The 17942-nt window shown below is 60.8% G+C and carries 15 protein-coding genes; 4 read left to right on the forward strand and 11 right to left on the reverse strand.

Annotated elements, in window-relative coordinates; all coding sequences use genetic code 11:
* The 7 genes from FEV53_RS17405 to FEV53_RS17435 all read right to left on the reverse strand — a co-directional run.
* Positions 1-235: transposase (locus FEV53_RS17405; RefSeq protein WP_142836022.1), on the reverse strand; the 235-nt coding region annotated here is incomplete at its 3' end.
* 208 nt (positions 236-443) lie between these two features.
* Positions 444-1181 (reverse strand): SDR family oxidoreductase, encoded by a 738-nt coding sequence (locus FEV53_RS17410; RefSeq protein ID WP_142836023.1) that lies wholly within the window; start codon positions 1179-1181, stop codon positions 444-446.
* 88 nt (positions 1182-1269) lie between these two features.
* The gene (amaB, locus tag FEV53_RS17415) at positions 1270-2766 is read right to left on the reverse strand and encodes an L-piperidine-6-carboxylate dehydrogenase (RefSeq protein ID WP_142836024.1); all 1497 of its coding nucleotides are present in this window, start codon (positions 2764-2766) and stop codon (positions 1270-1272) included.
* A gap of 1 nt (position 2767) precedes the next feature.
* Positions 2768-3814, reverse strand: a complete 1047-nt coding sequence (locus tag FEV53_RS17420; protein WP_142836025.1) for an ACP S-malonyltransferase — start codon at positions 3812-3814, stop codon at positions 2768-2770.
* Positions 3811-6000, reverse strand: coding sequence for a dehydrogenase E1 component subunit alpha/beta (locus FEV53_RS17425; RefSeq protein ID WP_142836026.1), 2190 nt, complete (start codon positions 5998-6000; stop codon positions 3811-3813). The genes FEV53_RS17420 and FEV53_RS17425 overlap by 4 nt, the downstream gene beginning before the upstream one ends.
* A 5-nt stretch (positions 6001-6005) precedes the next feature.
* On the reverse strand, positions 6006-7208 hold the full coding sequence (locus FEV53_RS17430) for an acyl-CoA dehydrogenase (RefSeq protein WP_142836027.1): 1203 nt from the start codon (positions 7206-7208) through the stop codon (positions 6006-6008).
* 112 nt (positions 7209-7320) lie between these two features.
* Complete coding sequence (locus tag FEV53_RS17435) at positions 7321-8388, reverse strand: saccharopine dehydrogenase family protein (RefSeq protein ID WP_142836028.1); 1068 nt, start codon at positions 8386-8388, stop codon at positions 7321-7323.
* Between the two features lie 103 nt (positions 8389-8491).
* Here FEV53_RS17435 and FEV53_RS17440 point away from each other — a divergent pair, with 103 nt between their 5' ends.
* The gene (locus FEV53_RS17440; protein WP_142836029.1) at positions 8492-9376 is read left to right on the forward strand and encodes a LysR substrate-binding domain-containing protein; all 885 of its coding nucleotides are present in this window, start codon (positions 8492-8494) and stop codon (positions 9374-9376) included.
* Here the strand turns inward: FEV53_RS17440 and FEV53_RS17445 are convergent.
* On the reverse strand, positions 9333-10316 hold the full coding sequence (locus FEV53_RS17445) for an NAD(P)-dependent oxidoreductase (protein WP_142836030.1): 984 nt from the start codon (positions 10314-10316) through the stop codon (positions 9333-9335). The two genes, FEV53_RS17440 and FEV53_RS17445, sit on opposite strands and share 44 nt — an antisense overlap.
* Positions 10317-10532: 216 nt before the next feature.
* On the opposite strand from FEV53_RS17445, the gene FEV53_RS17450 reads away from it, so the two are divergent.
* Positions 10533-11138, forward strand: coding sequence for a LysE family translocator (locus FEV53_RS17450; protein WP_342778312.1), 606 nt, complete (start codon positions 10533-10535; stop codon positions 11136-11138).
* 129 nt (positions 11139-11267) lie between these two features.
* Positions 11268-12188, forward strand: a complete 921-nt coding sequence (locus FEV53_RS17455) for a sugar kinase (RefSeq protein WP_246100888.1) — start codon at positions 11268-11270, stop codon at positions 12186-12188.
* Positions 12189-12231: 43 nt separating this feature from the next.
* Here the strand turns inward: FEV53_RS17455 and FEV53_RS17460 are convergent, their stop codons facing one another.
* Both FEV53_RS17460 and FEV53_RS17465 read right to left on the reverse strand, forming a co-directional pair.
* Positions 12232-13005, reverse strand: a complete 774-nt coding sequence (locus FEV53_RS17460; protein ID WP_142836032.1) for a hydroxypyruvate isomerase family protein — start codon at positions 13003-13005, stop codon at positions 12232-12234.
* Between the two features lie 118 nt (positions 13006-13123).
* On the reverse strand, positions 13124-14638 hold the full coding sequence (locus FEV53_RS17465; protein WP_221931653.1) for a peptide ABC transporter substrate-binding protein: 1515 nt from the start codon (positions 14636-14638) through the stop codon (positions 13124-13126).
* Between the two features lie 336 nt (positions 14639-14974).
* Between FEV53_RS17465 and FEV53_RS17470 the strand changes: the two genes are divergently transcribed.
* Positions 14975-17176, forward strand: coding sequence for a hybrid sensor histidine kinase/response regulator (locus FEV53_RS17470; protein WP_185962294.1), 2202 nt, complete (start codon positions 14975-14977; stop codon positions 17174-17176).
* A gap of 227 nt (positions 17177-17403) precedes the next feature.
* Here FEV53_RS17470 and FEV53_RS17475 read toward each other — a convergent pair.
* Positions 17404-17942, reverse strand: a 539-nt coding sequence (locus FEV53_RS17475) for a transposase (RefSeq protein WP_221931654.1), incomplete at its 5' end; no start/stop codon positions are given.

Below are 17942 nucleotides of genomic sequence, written 5' to 3' on the forward strand. Positions count from 1 at the left end.
GCCCGATTTTGGCGTGCAGCTTTCCGACCTCTGCCGCCGATATCGTCAGCTCCGCGGTCGCCTGGCCGGTGAAGGCCTGTGCCATGTTCTCAATCGCGGTCCGTTTCCAGCCGCTGATCATGGTAGGGTGGATGTCATACTTCTTGGCCAGCTCGGCCGTCGTCAGCTCCTCGCGGATGGCTTCCAAAGCCACCTTCGCCTTGAACTCTGCCGAATAGCGTTTCCGTTTCGTCATTTCTGTGCGTTCTTCCTCAGACACTACAGATTAGCACCCGGTCCGAAATCCCGCGACCACCTCTCTGCTCAGTTTTCGAACCGTCGATCATGCCGCTACATAGAAATCAATGCATCCTGAGCTTAACAGGGTCGCATCTGTTGCCGGTGCTTTCAGCTATGTCTGGCACCAGCTGACGGCCTCAGCGGTTTAGTCGTTGGCTGCGCCTTTAGCCTCTCCCGATGAAGGGCATATTTGTTGCCATGACCGTCATGAATTGCACATTCGCGTCGAGCGGCAAGTCCGCCATATGAAGCACTGAGCGGGCCACATGGGCCACGTCCATCACTGGCTCGGCTTTGATCTCGCCATCCGCCTGCGGCATACCCGTTGTCATACTGGCGGCCATCTCGGTCAGGGCGTTGCCGATATCGATCTGGCCGCACGCGATGGAATAGGGCCGCCCGTCGAGGCTGATGGATCGGGTCAGGCCCGTGATCGCGTGTTTCGATGCGGTATAGGCCGCCGAACCCCAACGTGGCACATGGGCAGAAATCGAGCCGTTATTGATGATGCGGCCCCCTTGCGGAGTCTGGGAGCGCATCAGGCCAAAGGCGGTTTTCGCACAGATGAAGCTGCCGGTCAGATTGATGTCGATCAGACTGCGCCACGCATCCACGTCAATCTCATCGACCGTGGTGGAAAAGAGCGACACGCCCGCATTGTTGAACAGCGCGTCCAGTCGCCCCCAACTCCTGTGCGCCCGCGTGAAGGCGTCTGCCACGGCGGTTTCGCTGGTGACATCACATGGCAGCGCGATGGCGGTCTCATAGCGGGCGGCAATCTCCTCAAGAGTTCCCGCCTGCCGGCCCACGAGACCCACCTGCCAGCCTGCGTTGAGAAAAGCTTCGGCCGTGGCCTTTCCGATCCCCCGACCCGCGCCGGTGATGATGATGGTCTTGTCCATGGCCGCTCCTCTGGCTGTCCCGGGTGCCTGCCGGATTACCTCCGATCTTTCGGCAGGCGCGGGCAGCTTGGCAAGCCCCCGGTGTCCTTCAGATGTCGAACTTCACCCCTTGGGCCAGCGGCAGCTCGGCGGAGTAATTGATCGTGTTGGTCTGGCGCCGCATGTAGCCTTTCCACGCGTCAGAGCCGCTCTCACGCCCGCCGCCGGTCTCCTTTTCTCCGCCAAACGCTCCGCCGATCTCGGCGCCCGAGGGCCCGATATTGACGTTTGCAATGCCGCAATCCGATCCAGCGGCCGAGAGGAACGTCTCGGCTTCAAGCAGATTCAGCGTGAAGATGCAGGAGGACAGCCCCTGCGGCACGTCGTTTTGCAACGCGATCGCATCATCAAGCGTCTCATATCCGAGTACGTAGAGAATGGGGGCGAATGTCTCTTCGCGCACAGTCTCCGTCTGCTCGGGCATCTCCACCAGTGCCGGGCGCACATAGGCGCCACCGGGAACGCCGTCGGTGACGCTCTCGCCGCCATGGACCGTGCCGCCCTCAGTGCGCGCCTTGTTCAGTTGGGCCTGCATCCGGTCGCGGGCGGCTTCGTCCACCAGCGGACCGATCAGCGTGCCCTCCTGCCGGGGATCGCCGATGGGCAGGCTGGCGTAGGCGGCCTTGAGCTGCTCGACCAGCGTCTCGCGGATCGAGTCGTGCACGATGAGACGGCGCAGGCTGGTGCAGCGCTGACCGGCAGTGCCCACGGCGGAGAAGACGATGGCGCGCACGGCCATATCCAGGTCCGCTGACGGCGCCACGATCATCGCGTTGTTGCCGCCCAGTTCAAGGATTGGACGTCCCCAGCGCGCCGCGACCTTTGGCCCGACCACGCTGCCCATCCGGGTGGAGCCGGTGGCGGAGATGATCGGCACATCTTTGGAGCTGACCAGAGCCTCGCCCACATCCGGGCCGCCGATCACCAGTTGATGCAGGCCCTCCGGTGCGTTCCCGAACCGTGCCAGCGCACGGGCGAGGATTTTCTGGCAGGCCATGGCCGTCAAAGGCGTCTTCTCCGACGGCTTCCAGATCACAGGGTTGCCGCAGACCAGCGCCAGCGCGGTATTCCAGGACCACACGGCGACCGGAAAATTGAACGCAGAGATTACACCGACCGGCCCCATGGGATGCCAGCTTTCCATCATCCGGTGACCGGGCCGCTCGGAGGCGATGTTCAGCCCGTAAAGCTGCCGCGACAGGCCGACGGCAAAATCGCAGATGTCGATCATCTCCTGCACTTCGCCGAGACCTTCGGACGTGATCTTGCCCGCCTCCAGCGTCACCAGTGCGCCGAGGTCGTCCTTGGCCGCCCGCAATTCTTCGCCCAGCAGACGCACCAGCTCGCCTCGCCGTGGCGCGGGCACGGTGCGCCATGCCCTGAATGCCTCCTGCGACCGGGCGATCACGGTGCCCATATCTCCGGCCGTTGTCTCATGCACATGGGCCACGGTCGCGCCATCGATGGGCGAGCGCACGGCGAGGCTACCGCCTGTCAGGTCAACCTCTGTAAAGCCATTGGTCGAGAGGATCTCGGCGTGGGTCATTTTACTCTCCCTTGGTCACTGCGAAGCGCTGATCATCCAGTCCCATGGAGACCAGCAGCGGCGTTGCTTTTTGTTTGGTTTGAAAATCGGTCTTGCCTGCCATCCCGCGCCAGTCGGCCTGGATCAACGCCTGCGCCGTTGCGCCGCCCAAGGTTGTTCCGGGTCCGGTGATGATAAAGAGGTCAGGGGCGAATTCGCGGGCGGCGGTTTGGATGGCCCGGCTGAAGTCATAGGCTTCGGTCACCTGATGGCCCAGCGTATAGTCGCGGAGGGCGGCGGAGTCGGTGGCGCCGGGCCACCAGATCTGCCCACGCCCGTCGATGAGCGGCACATCCGGTGCGCCGAAGAGATCGGGGCCGAGGCAGGCTTGTCCCTCGGTGGCGACGGGGGCTTGCAACGCTGTGTGGAAGGCCGCGTGGTTCTTCAGCCGCATGGGGAAGCGGTCGTCGATGCGCGGCATCTCCGCCTCGAAGGCTCGCAGGCCTGCGTCATTGCCCGCCAGCACCAGCATCCCTCCGAGCGCGATGGACACCGCCAGATCGTGGCCCTCTCGGGCGGCGATCTCTGACATTTTGTCGAGGATCCCGGCCCGCCGGCCGGGGATCTCCTGCCAGTCCGCATCGACAAAGGGATAGACCAACTGACCGCCGATGAGACGCTCCTGCATCAGTGTGCCCATGGTGTTGACGATCCGAAAGCCTGCCTCGGGCGAGACCGCACCCGCGCAGGCCAGCGCGATATACCAGCCCATGGAATTGCCGGTGACAGCGACAATGTCGATCCGCTCACGATCGATGGCGAGGGCATCGAGATAAGAGCAGGCATAGATGAGCGGCGAGGCCGCATCGCCACGCGTGTGGAGCGCAGGTTGGAATTTGGGCGCTGCGTCGAGGGCGGTGACGGGCTCTTGTCCCGTCTCTGAGCGCAGGGCGTCGAACCGTGCCAGGAGCTCCGTCCGCGACGCGTGATGACGCCCGAGATAGCCAAGCTCGGGCGCATTATAGGTGCCACGTCCGGGGCAGATCAGAACGGCGGTCTTGCGGGTCATGCGCGACCCTCCACGAGCGCGCGGGCGGCGGCGACGATGCTGTCCTTCGACGGCATGGTGGCGGCATAGGCCGGGCCGGTGGCGATAAAGCTGTCCTCGGCGGTCAGACGCGCCTGTGGCACATCCGTCACCTCATGAAGATGAGCCATCAGCCCCTCGGCCACGCCGCCTGAATGGCGGGTCTCATCCACGATCAGGATATGACGCGCGCCCGCGACCGCCTCGGTCAGCGCGTCCTTCGGCAAAGGCGAGAGCCAGCGCAGGTCTATGATCCGGGAGGCGATCCCGGTGGCGGCCAGCTCCCGCTCAGCCTGCCGGCTGAGATAGACACCGTTGCCGAAGGTCACGATGGCCAGATCCGTGCCGTTGCCGTGCACACCCAACTCGCCCAGAGCGATGCGCTCGGAGGGGTCCGGGTAGCTCTGCATCCAGAGGCCGTCTTTCTCCGCGTGAAGGTCGCGCATCGGGTAGAGGGCGATGGGCTCGACGAACACCACCACCCGCTGCTCTTCCCGCGCCAGCCGCACGCATTCCCGGAGCATCTTCGCCGCATCCGCCCCGTTTGAGGGCACGGCAAGGATCAGCCCGGGGATATCGCGCAGAACGGCCAGCGAATTGTCGTTGTGGAAATGGCCGCCGAAACCCTTTTGGTAGCCCAGCCCGGCAATCCGCAGCACCATCGGGTTGGTATACTGGCCATTGGAGAAAAACGGCAGCGTCGCCGCCTCACCGCGCAGTTGGTCCTCGGCATTGTGCAGATAGGCGAGGAACTGGATCTCGGGGATGGGGACATAGCCATTCTGCGCCATGCCAATTGCGAGGCCGAGGATCGACTGTTCATCCAGCAGAGTGTCGATCATACGGTCGGGGCCAAAACGGGCGTGGAGCTTTTGCGTCACCCCGTAGACGCCGCCCTTGCGCCCCACATCCTCGCCCATCATCACGATCTCGCCATGCTCCAGCATCAGATCGGTAAGCGCCCAGTTGATCAGGCGCGACATGATCTGCGGCTCCCCCATGGCCCGCAGGTCGCTGCCAAAAGCGGCGGCGCGGGTCTCCGGATCGACGCCATTGGTGGGCTGGCAGGGGCGCGCGGGCGGGATGAGGCTGGCCATCACGTCGCGCGCGGTTTTCAGCCGGGGGCGGGTGACCGCTTCTTCGGCGACTCGAGCGACCCGGTCGCAAGTTTCCTGATAAATGGCGAGTGCTGCATCGCGGCTCAGCGCCCCGGCCTCGCTGAGGAGCCGGACCGAATGCAGGAGCGGATCGTTGGCTTCCTCGGCCTCCACCAGCTCTTTGGGCAGGTAGGTCGTGGGCACATCCGCGCCTGCATGGCCATAGAGGCGCACGGTCCCCAGATGGAGGAAAGCGGGCTTGCGCTGGGTGCGCACCCACCGGGCGGCCTCGGCGGCGACGCGGGCGGTCTCGTAGAGATCCAGGCCACTGGCTGCAAAATAGCGCAGGCCGGGGCGGTTCTGATAGGATGCGGCGATCCAGCCAGAGGGGGTTCGGGTGGAGATGCCGATGCCGTTATCTTCGCATACGAACAACAGCGGCAGGGGCACTGACTGATACGCCGCCCAGCCCGCTGCATTGATTGCGCCTTGCGCGGTGGAATGGTTGGCCGAGGCGTCGCCAAAGGAGCACAGGGCCAGCGCGTCATCGGGACAGGTGGCGTGCTCGGGGCGATGGCGGCGCGCGGCGCCGATGGCATAGGCCGCACCCACCGCCTTGGGCAGGTGGCTGGCAATGGTCGAGGTCTGGGGCGGGATGTTGAGCGCCTTCGAGCCCAGCACCTTGTGCCGCCCACCCGAGATCGGGTCCTCGGACGAGGAGGCAAAGCTCAGCAGCATGTCCCAGAGCGGCGTCTGCCCCGGCACCTGACCCGCGCGCGCAATTTGGAATGCCGCATCACGGTAATGGAGAAAGGCCGGATCAGTCGGGCGCAGGGCATGGGCCACAGCGGCCATCCCCTCATGCCCCGAGGAGCCGATGGTATAAAATCCCTGACCGGCCTTCTGCATCGCCCGACTCTGGCGGTCGAGCGCCCGGCTGAGGCACTGGACGCGGTAGAGCGCCACGGCTTCGGTCGCGGCCAATTCGCCGGAGGCGGGCCGGCCCGGCGGCAGATCCCCCGCCGCCACCCGCGACAGGAAATTCTCGTGGACGATCTGGGAACGATCCATGGTCTTCAGAAGAACGCCTGCAACCCGGTCTGGGCACGCCCGAGGATCAGGGCGTGGACATCGTGAGTGCCCTCATAGGTGTTCACCGTCTCAAGGTTGATCATGTGGCGGATCACACCGAAATCTTCGCTGATCCCGTTGCCCCCATGCATGTCCCGCGCCGCCCGGGCGATATCGAGTGCCTTGCCGCAATTGTTGCGCTTCATCAGGGAGATCAGCTCTGGCGAGGCCGTTCCCTCCTCCATCATCCGCCCCAGCCGCAGGCTGCCCTGCAAGCCCAGCGCGATCTCTGTCTGCATGTCGGCGAGCTTCTTCTGGAAGAGCTGCGTCTGCGCCAGAGGCCGCCCAAATTGCCGCCGGTCGAGCCCATATTGCCGCGCGCCATGCCAGCAGGCCTCCGCCGCCCCCATCACGCCCCAGCTGATGCCGTAGCGGGCGCGGTTGAGGCAGCCGAACGGCCCCTTGAGCCCCTCGACACCCGGCAAGAGCGCGTCCTCGCCCACCTCGACCCCGTCCATGACGATCTCGCCGGTGGTGGAGGCACGCAAGCTCAGCTTGCCCGTGATCTTCGGCGCGCTCAGACCTTTGGTGCCCTTGTCCAGCACAAAGCCGCGGATCTTACCCCCATGGGCCTCGGATTTAGCCCAGACGACGAACACATCGGCAAAGGGCGCGTTTGAGATCCACATCTTCGAGCCGTTCAGCACGTAGCCATCCGCCGTCTTGCGCGCGGTGGTCTTCATCCCCGCCGGATCGCTGCCCGCATCGGGCTCGGTCAGGCCAAAACAGCCGATCAGCGTCCCCGCCGCGAGGCCGGGAAGGTATTTTTGCCGTTGCTCCTCAGAGCCATAGGCGTGGATTGGATACATGACCAGCGAGCTCTGTACGCTCATCATCGAGCGATAGCCGCTATCTACTCGCTCGATCTCTCGGGCGATCAGGCCATAGGTCACATAGCCCGCCCCGAGCCCGCCGAGCTCCTCCGGGATCGTCACGCCCAACAGCCCCGCCTCACCCATCAGGGGAAACAGCTCCGGATCGGTGGTCTCCTCGCGATACGCCGTGGTCACCCGGGGCGCCAGCACATCCCCCGCAAACACCCGCGCCGCATCCCGAAGCATCCGTTCATCTTCGGTGAGCTGCCCTTCCAGCAGCATCGGATCGTCCCAGACGAAATCGCCCAGAGCAGGGCCGTGGCCAGTGGTCATTGGTGTATCCTTTCGAAACCGGAAGCCCGAGTGGGATACCATCCGAAACGACAGATCGCACTCACGAAAGAGGGAGATGAGGCGAAACGCAACGGCTGTGGGTGGCCGGGCCTCATACACGTCCACCTTCGTAGAAGGACCCCGTCCGGGTTGCGAGGAACGCATCCAGCGGGATGTCTTCTTGCTTGAGGAAACCCTGTTGCGGCAGTGCGCCGTTGCGCACCATTTCGATCACCGCCACGACGGAGCTTGCTGTGGTCCACGCGATTGCGGTCCGGTCACGGCCTGCGATGTCCATCGGGTAATACGAGCGAACGAATTCTTTCCGGAGCATGCGGCCGCCCGTCTCACCCTCTGCCGAGACGTGGATATAGACGACGTCATCGCTGACCGGCGGCTTGGCGTTGACCAGAATAGCCCCCGCCAGATCACGGCGTTCCCGCATCAAGAGTTCATGGAAATAGAAGTTCATCAGCTTGACGTGGCCCGGGTAGCGCATGGTCTTGTAGTCCATATTCGGCACCCGATCCCGATAGGTCTCGCACATGGTGCCGAGCCCGCCCGACGTGGTAAAGGCTTCCAGTTCGGTCCCGCCGATAAACAGCTTTTCCACCCATTCCATGGCCGAGACCCATTTCACCTCGCCTTCTTCGATGACCTCGCAGTCGTTGAGATATTCATTCACAACACCTTCGGGCGACCAGTTGAAGGAATAGCCCATCAGCCCTGTCGGATGCTGTGGCAAAGCGCCGACACGCATCTTGCACGATCGGCAGGTGTCAAATTGAGAAATCAGGTTGGCGCCAACGATCCCCACAAAGCCCGGCGCAAGCCCGCATTGCGGCGCCATCAGGCCTTTGGACGTCTTCGACAGTTCGATAATCGTCTTGGTGGTCGGTACGTCTTCGGTCAGATCGAAGTAGTGGATGCCGGCAGCGTGGGCGATCCGGGCGACATCCGCATTGAAGGCATAGGGCAGGCAGGAGAGCACTCCGTCCGCTGCGGTCAAAACGGATTTCAGCGCTTCAAGGTCAGATACGTCAATCGAAGCGGTGTCGAAGGACGTCTCTCCCGCGACGGGATGCAAGTCGTACCCGGTCACCACAAATCCGCTGTTATGCAGCAATTCGGCGGCCAGTCGACCCACCTGACCCAATCCGAGAACAGCGATGTGTCTCAACGGCTTTCCTCCCGTTTCCCCATTTCCGCATCTGATAGCGTGTCTTTCATATGAAAAAAATGCAGTTTAAACTCAGCAATTCATGATCTGAGGTAATCATAGAATGGCAAGATACGCCCGGCTCCCGTCGCTTTCGCTTCTGCGCAGCTTTGAAGCTGCCGGTCGGTATGAAAGTTTTACTATGGCCGCCGAGGAACTCGGGGTCACTCAGGGCGCGATCAGTCGTCAGGTCCGCGAGTTAGAATCCGTGCTGGGCCTGAGGTTGTTCCGGCGGGTGGGGCGCGCGGTGCGGCTCACAGATGCAGGACGCGGTTTTTATGAAACCGTCACCCGCGATCTTGACAGTCTCCAGACCTCGGTTGCCCGCGCCGTATCGGGCGGCGAAGGAGCGTCGGTTCTCAGCATCGCGGTTCTGCCGACCTTTGCGGCACGGTGGCTCATTCCCCGGCTGCCCGATTTCAAGGCGCAATACCCGGATGTGGAGTTAGAGCTCAGGAGCCACACCAAGCCGTTCGATCTGACAGCCCACCGGATGGATCTCGCGATCCATTTTGGGCGGGGCGATTGGCCGGGAACCCGTCTCGTTCCGCTCTGCCCCGAAGATCTGGTGGTCGTATGCTCGCGCGATCTGTCTGAACGGGCGGGGTCTGCAAGTGCGATCTTCGCCCTGCCGCTGCTCCATCTCTCCTCGCGGCCCGGACTTTGGGCCCGCTACCGGATGCAGAAGGGTCTGCCTGCTCTGGGAGCTTTGCCGGGGCCGCGGCTGGATCAGTTTTCCATGGTGATCGCGGGTGCGCTTGCGGGGCTTGGCGCGGCGATCCTGCCCACGTATCTGATCGAAGAAGAGCTGGCCTCCGAAGCACTCGTCTGTGTCGGGCGTCTCGATCCCGCCGATGATGAGGGCTATTTTCTCGCAACTCCGTTGGGACAGGACAATAACCTCGCTACCGCGTTTTCGAAGTGGATTCGGCGTCAGGTGCCGCGCTGACCCTTTGCACAGCGCTATTCTGCGTGCCGTTCTGCACTGCATCCGCGAAATCAATGCCGTTCAGGGCCGCGACATGGCTGGCGAGCGTGGGCACGAATTCGGCCCCCTTGCCCGTCGCTTCAGCCTGTTCGAAATAATTGCGGACTGCGGCGCCCACAGGGTTCATCACTCCTGCGGCCATCGCCATATTGGCGACGTAACGTACATCTTTGGCGGCGTTTGAGATGGCGAAACGATGCGCGTTGGGGTCGTCACCGAGCGCCGCGGCAAAGAATGTCTCAAAGAAGCCGCATCCCATGCGTGACGGACCCATCACCTGCCGCACGGATTGTGGGCTGAGGCCGGATTTGACGGCAAGGCTCAGGGACTCCGCGTAGACCGAGGCGTATGACATGGCCATGAAGTTCATGATCAGCTTCATCTTATGACCGGCACCGACCGGGCCCAGATGCGTGACGGAGCCGCTCCAGCAATCGAGCACGGGTTTGATGCGCCCAAAGACCTCGTCGGACGCACCGACCATCGCATCAAGCGTCCCGGCTTCGGCCTCTTTGGGCGTCCGGCCCAGAGGTGCGTCGGCCATATGAACGCCCTGCGCGGCCATCTCTTCGGCCAGCCTGACGGTCGAGGTTGGATCGGCTGTGGTCGTGTCGACTACGATCAGACCGGCCCGTGCCCCTGCCAATATCCCATCGTGCCCGCGAATGATGGCTTCCACCTGCGGAGAATTCGACAGGCACAGATGAATGATGTCGCAACGCTCGGCCATCTCGCGGGCTGTGGGTGCTTCGGTAGCGCCGCGGCTCACCAGATCATCGACCGGAACCCGGTTCCGGTTGCCTTTGATAATCAGGGGATAGCCCCCCTTCAGGATATTCATCGCCATGCCATGGCCCATCAGGCCGACGCCGATAAAGCCCACAGTCGGTCTCTCGCTCATGACTCTTCCCCTTTTAACCTTTGCCGGTTCTGCCCAAGGTCGTTGGAGTATCGGCGTCGTGTCACGCCATTGACATAGCGCATCAATCCCGGCTGTGCTGGGAGCGTAGCCGGCTGATCGGGCTTTGCAAGTGTGTGTCGGAGGTCAAGAGCAGTAGGTTTGTCGGCGTCCGGAACGGTGCTCGGAGAACGGCTGCCTGTCATCCGTGGGAAAAATATGATGCTGACTTTCGCCGCTGCGGTATTTTTTCTGATTATCACCCCGGGTCCGGGCGTGATGACCACGGCGGGGTTCGGAGCGGCCTACGGATTTCGGACCTCACTCCCCTACGTTCTGGGGCTGTTTATCGGCACAAACCTTGTCATGCTGTCCGTGATGACCGGCCTTGCCGCTGTCTTGCTGTCCGTCCCGGGTCTGAGGCTGGCGCTGATGACGGGCTCGGTGGCCTACCTGCTTTATCTGGCGGCAAAGATCGCCTTTGCGGGCGCGCGCATTGCGTTCATGGAGGCGAAGACTGCCCCCGGCGTGCCGGGTGGGATCTTCCTTCAGGTTATCAATCCCAAAGCCTACGCGGTGAACAGCTCGCTGATCCTCGGATTTAATTACGCGCCCGAGAGCTTTCTGTTTGAAATGGTGACGAAAGCTCTGATCCTGAACGCGATCTGGGTGCCCATTCATCTCGCGTGGCTATGGGCGGGTGTGTCGCTGCATCGTCTGAACCTGCCTGCCCGGTCCCAACGCGCGCTGAATATCCTGATGGCGGCCTCGATGCTGGGTGTTGTGGCGCTGGCGCTCTGGTCGGCGCAGCAGGTCCGTCTATGACAAAGGCACTCGCTGCATGTTGTCTGACCTGACCGCCGAATTGCAAAACATCTGCTCCGGTTTCGTCCGGCGCCGAGGGTTTGTCCGGTCGGTCGCGCGAAGTCAGCACTCTCGGCAGGAGATAGGTTTGTGATCACGGGGAAGAAACGGCGCTTTTTGGCGGTCGGTGAGTGTATGGTCGAACTGGCGCAGATCGGCCCGGGCACCTACCGGCGCGGTTTCGCGGGTGATACGTTCAACACCGCTTGGTATGCGCGCCGACTTTTGCCTGCGGACTGGGCTGTCGGATATCTCTCAGCGACGGGCGCAGATGCGGTTTCGGAGGAAATGCGCGGCTTTTTTCGCGAGGCCGGAATTGAAACCAAAGCGCTGCGGGTGGTCCCGGACCGGACTGTCGGCCTCTACATGATCTCAACCAAAGCCGGGGAACGCGACTTCTCCTATTGGCGGGGTCAGTCAGCGGCGCGACTGCTGGCTGAGGACGAGGCATTTCTGACCGAGCACCTCAGCGGAGCAGGTGTCGTGCATTTCTCCGGTATCACGCTGGCGATCCTGCCTGCTGCTGATCGTCAGCGCCTCTGCCGTGCCATTGGCGCGGTTCGCGCGGCGGGCACTCTGGTGTCTTTCGACACCAATCTGCGCCCCCGCCTCTGGCAAGACACGGAGTCCATGAAGGCCGGGCTGATGCTGGGGGCTTCTGTGGCCGACGTGGTTCTGCCGAGCTTTGACGAGGACGGTCCGCTGTTTGGGGAGACCGCACCGCAGCAGACCATCGTGCGCTATCTCGACGCCGGAGCCGGTACTGTGGTGGTCAAGAACGGTGCCGCGCCGCTCTGTGCATTTTCTCGTGCTGAAGGTGCGTTTGAGATGGCGCCGCGCCGGGTGGAGCGGGTCATTGACACCACGGCGGCCGGTGACAGCTTTGCCGCTGCGCTGATGAGCAGGCTTGCCACCGGACAGTCTCTCAAGGAGGCCGCTGTCCGTGCTATAGACCTTGCGGCTGCGGTCATTCAGGCTCCGGGCGCGCTGGTGCCGGAGGTCTTCGAGTAAGACCCTCGCGCGTGACCAGGACGAGATTGTCCGAACGCCCACCCTAGTCTATCTGCGACCTGATCGCAGCAAGCCAGCCGAGCGTCTCGTCGGTCGGTCGGTCGCACTTGTATTCGGCCCCGAGAGGACTCTGCCATCCGAGTTCGCGGATGACGCGGAAAACATGCTTGAAATTCAGCTCTCCCTGATCCGGTGTGCCGCGGTCCGGGGCCGAAGCGAACTGAATATGGCCAATGACCGGCAGAAGCGCGCGGAGCCGCGTGGTGATGTCGCCTTCTGTGCGTTGCACGTGGTAGCAGTCGAACATCAGTCGAAGGTTGTTGGCCTTAATCTCTCGGATGATCGCGTCCGCCTGAGTGGTCGTGCCGAGAAAATAACCAGGCGCGTCATGGCGGTTCAGGGGTTCGATAAGAATTGTCAGTGCATACGTCGCGGCTGCATCGCACGCATAGCACAGATTGTTGACAAAGCTCAGGTGTGCTTCCGAGCCCTCTGCAGTTCCAGCCATCACGTGAATATGCGCCGCTCCGATCTCATGGGCATAGGCGATTGCCTCGTCGATGGCGGCACGGGCGTCACACTCGCGACCGGGCAGCGCCGTCAGCCCGTTTTCACCTGCGGACACATCGCCTCGCCGGGTGTTGATCGACAGCATGGGCAAGCCAGTCTCCTCCAGAGCCTCGCGCAGGGTTGCGGCGGGGGTCTCATAGGGCCAATGACACTCGACGGCGTCAAATCCCGCCCGCTGTGCTGCCCTCACCGCATCGGGCAATGGACGGTCCGTCCAAAGTAAGCCGAGATTGGCCGAGAACTTCATCCACTGCGCTCCATATCAGACACGAAGACCGCGACGGCTCACGAGCCGGGGTCAATTTCATTTTGGCATGTTTGCAGAGCTCTTGGGTGATTTTCGTGATCCGAGGACAGCCCGTGAGTTATTCGGGCGGTTTCAGCTTCAGCTCAAAGGAGCGAATGCGGCGTATCGCCCCTTGAAGATCGGAGGTGTCGATCCGGTCGCTCAGAGCTACGGGGATCACTCCATGGAACAGGGGAATCAGTACGTCGGCCTCGGAGATCATCCGGTCAGCCTTTTGATACAGAGCGCGTTTTTCCGCCAAGGTTTCGGTCGCATAGCCCGCAGCCAGAGTGTTCGAAAACGTTTCATCGTCGTAATGCCCACATCTGGGGTCAGCCATAGGTTTGCAGACCTCGATATGAGCGGACATAAGCGGCTTGGAGGCGTGCCAGGATCTGCGACCGACAACGTAATCGCCCCGCGTGAACCTTTTGAACCACTTCACGAAGTCCTTTTCTTCAAGATCAAGTGCGACGTCCACATAGATCTGCGACCATCCAAAGCGCACAAATTCTGCGATCCGCTCATGTTCCGGGCCGGCATTGCTGGAAATGGTCAGCGCGAGGTGATTATCCGGGCCATATCCTGCAGCCTCCATCAAAGACCGCGCCTCCGCAAAGGCGGCCTCGGTGTCTGTGATGATGAGATTCGGGTCCACTTCATAACCCTGCACCCCTTTGGGAATGAGACTGAAAGCCGGGGTCGCGCCGCCTGGGAAAATGCTCTTGATCAGGCCTTCCCGGTCCACAGCCAGCCGTAACGCCCGTCTGACCCGGCGGTCCGCGAGCTCTGGCAGGGCTTTATTCAGCGCGTAGTAGTAGATCTTGCTGCTGACAGTCAGAGTATTGATACCCTCCTCGACAAACCAGCCGGTCTGTCGTTCGGGAATGTTGTAGAGAAAGTCGACCTGTCCCGTGAGGAAGGCTTCGACAGCCTCGGACCAAGGGCGCATCGTCGTCTCGACCCGCTCGAAATGACTGCTCCGCTCCGGTGGAGCGAGAGGATTGCGCAGCAGGCGGATCGTTCGTTTTGTGATCCCCTCAAGCGTATAGGCCCCGTTTGTAACGCCGCCGGGCCATTGTGACCACATCACAGGATCGTTCAACGGCGCCATATGCCTTGGAAGCGGTGCAAACGCGCTTTCTGATAGCATGCCTTCGTCGATGACAAAAGGTTTTGTCACCTCGATTTGCAGTTCGAAGGTTGACGGGGCGGTGACACCGAAGGGGCGATCCGAATTGAGATCAAAACCGGCGATGCTGGAGGTGATAAACCGGGCTGGCGAGTGAGCGAAATTGGGATCGCGTTGGCGGTTTAGAGCGAAGACAAAATCCTTGGCGGTCACAGGGGTTCCGTCAGACCAGACCCGGCTGGGATCTAAATCGAGCGTCAGCACCATACCATCGGCCGAATACCTCCAGCTTTGCGCAGCAGCGGGCGCAAATTGCCCTTCGTCGTTCAGGCTGAGCGGCGGCTCGAACAGGTCCTCAAAGATATTTTGCCAGTGGTAGAGCCCGTTCATGGCCGATGGGTCAAAAGCAATCGTGAGCTGCGGGGCATCTTCGACCTCTTCGACAAAAGTCTTGGATAACAATGAGTAATCTTGCGCCACGCTTGCTTCAGCGCAAAAGAGTAAGGCCGAGAGAGCACAGATCAGATATACCATAATACCCCCCTGAAATTTTTTTGTATCAGATTTCACCGAAGGCTACGTACCGGGTCGTAGATCCGGAGCGGTCATCAAAGATCATAAAACCCAAAGGCTTAATGACTTGTTAATGAATAATCGCCAGTCTGTAACTCACTGATATCCGGATGTCCGGCAGTGCGATGACACTCGCCGCGGCGTCTGCTTTTTAATCCTTTGCGCAGCGGTTGGTTCACTCCTGAACAGGAAACCTGAAGGCACGGCGCTATGATCGGGAGTCTCATGCGCAACATCACCCGTCATATCAGGGACTGGCATCAAATATATATGCAGGTGTTGCTGATCTCGGTGGTGACCGCTGCGATCACCGGCATCACATTTTTTCAGAGAAATGTCGGCGTCAGCGAGGCGAAATTTGACCGGAACCTGTCCGAAATCAATCAGGTCGCCGCCATTCTCGCGCCGACGGTCGATAGTTTTGATCTGAAGTCGGTTCGCGCGATCGGGCAAAGCCTTGCGACAAGCAGCTTTATTCACGGTGTGACCATCCGCGGCAAGGTCGATTACGTGATGTACGGTGAGGAACTATATCAATCTGATGACCGCTTTGTTGAGTACGTAACGCCGATTCTGCTTGCAGAGCCTGATGGCAAACATCGCGCCGTCGGAACTTTGGAGGTTCGGCTTGAGCGTGTGCAGATGGTGTCGCTCTACGTCGACGCGGCGCAATCAGCCGCGCTGGTCTTTGTCATCACGGCCGTTATTGGCGGGCTGACGACACTTATCTATGCTCAAAGGGCCATCGCCACACCGTTGGGTAAGTTGCAAGGGGCTATCGAGCAGACGCTTACTCTCGGCCAACCGGTGAAGGCTGAGCATGTTGGCATCGGGTTTGTGGGTAACCTGCAGCGCCAGTTTAATCGGATGCAGGCGAGTCTTCTGTTGTCTCAAAAAGAGTTGCGGACCAAAACAGAAGACTTGGAGGCAAGCAGCGCGCTGATGCGCGAAGTACTCCGCAGTGTCCGCCAATCAGTCCGGCTTTTTGGGCCCTCCGGTCACATGGATCTCGGAGATGTGGAGATTGGTTTTGACTTACCCAAGGCTCCAGTAACGAGTGTGGACGCCTTTAAGGTGCATCTTGACCAGACCTCTGAGGCTGGCGGCTATGATGTCTTTCCCAGCAGTCATATGGAAACAACCAACAAAGCCCTCTATTTCGATCTTGATCTTTGCTCGCCCGGATGCGTCTGGGTGAATGTCAAATCGATTTCTCTCGCACAGGGTTGGTCCGCTTTGCTGATTACCGACATCACCTCGCATAAGGACATGGAACTGTCTCTGCAGCACGCGCAAAAAATGGAGATCGTTGCTACTCTGACGAGCGGGATCGCCCATGATTTTAATAATGTTCTTGCAATCATTGTTGGCAATCTTGAGCTGATCGAGCGACAGAGCGGCAATCCACAGGAGGTCTCGAACCTCGCGCGGCAAGGGATCAATGCGGCGCGCAGGGCGACGGCGGTGGTGACATCTTTACTCTCTTTTTCAAAAAGAAAGCCTGAGCGACTGTGTTCCATGCCGGTTGCAGCGATCCTTGAGGAAGTTGCCGTGATCGCGCGTACCGCGTTGGGGTCTAATTTCATTTTAACGACACACTGCTCGGTTGCGGCGGAGGTCACTCTCGACATTGCAAGTATGGAGTCGAGCATTATCAACCTTATCGTCAATGCGCGGGATGCCATGCCCAACGGAGGGGCCATCGGTCTGGAGGTGCGGCAGGCGACCACGGAGGAACTGCAGGCGAGCGGTGTGCCCAGAAATCGTCTCTATGTCGCCGTTTCTATTGTGGATCAGGGGGTTGGTGTGGCCAGCGATATCTCAGATCAAATCATGCGCACGTTTTTCACAACAAAAGAAAACGGCACAGGGCTCGGGTTGTCTATGGTCAAGAGTTTTGCCGTGGGTGCCGGAGGTCGATTAACTTATCGCCGGAACGACACTGTTGGTATGACCTTCACCATGCTCCTGCCCTGTACTTTGCGGCGGGAATCCAGCCTTGTTCCAGTCGCAGGCACCGTATCTGCGCTTCCTATGGCCTCTTCCGGCAAAGCCGTCATGATTGTTGAGGATGAAGATGTGTTGCTGGTCGTGATGTCAAAGATCCTTGGGTTGTCGGGCTACCGGTGCATCACCTGTGGATCACTTGATGACGTCAGCGCCCATTTCGCCTCCGGCGGTACCGTTCCGGATATGGTCATTACTGATCTGAACTTACCAGACGGAACAGGACGGGATCTGGTAGGTGAGAGGTTTGACGAACTCAGAAGCGTGCCAAAGCTGCTTCTGAGCGGCAATATGGAAACATCGGGGCAGATCGCCTCTTATGATGGATTTGACGACGTCCGACTGAAGCCCGTCGAGGCTCATGAACTGGTTAGAGTGGTTCATGAGCTAACAACGCGGGGCACATCCGCCGCGTCCTGATCGGAATACGGCTGAGGCATTGTTGTATAATCCTAGCAATAGAGGATTCACTTCGTGAATTCATTTCGTTAGACAGTGGACGCTAATGGTGATCAGCCCCACTTGAGTGGTCCAATTTGATTGTGAGTGCATGACGGGCCTCCGGTCCATCGTGACGACGGTTTCCGGAGCCGGTGGGCGGTAGTATCCGTCTTGGTCAAGCGGAGCGTTCATCCCATTTTCGGCCGTCACGCAACAGGGCGTTGGCGAGCAGGATGAGTTTGCGCATGACTGCCGTGATGGCGAGTTTTGGTGGTTTTCCCTTGTCCAGCAAGGCTTGGTACTTGCGCTTGAGATCGGCGTTGAACCTGACTGCGACCAATGCGGGCATGAAGATTGCAGATCGCAGTCCATTTCCCCGACCGGCGCGTGAACGGTGCAAGCCCGGCGAGGCTGGCGGCCTGCTCAGGCATCTCGATGAGCAGCATGTGCGCCGTGACCAGACCAATACCRGGAATACTTGTCAGAATATCACGGCGTGCGGACAAGTTTGGATCCGCGGCAATGAGGCCTGTGATCGCCTCCTCCAACTCGGAAAGTTGCCTTTCGATAAACGCCAACCGGGCCTTTGACTGGCGTTTGAGGACATTGTTCTGAGCTGCGGAGGCTCGGTTGCTCGCAGCTGTCCGTTCTTTGACAAGCGCCAACCTGGCCACATGTAGCTCTCTGAGATCGTTCATCATCTCTCCGCGCACCGGACGTGATGGCAGATCAAGCGCAAGTCCCA

Source organism: Palleronia caenipelagi (assembly GCF_007004065.1).
GTDB classification, from domain to species: Bacteria; Pseudomonadota; Alphaproteobacteria; order Rhodobacterales; family Rhodobacteraceae; genus Palleronia; species Palleronia caenipelagi.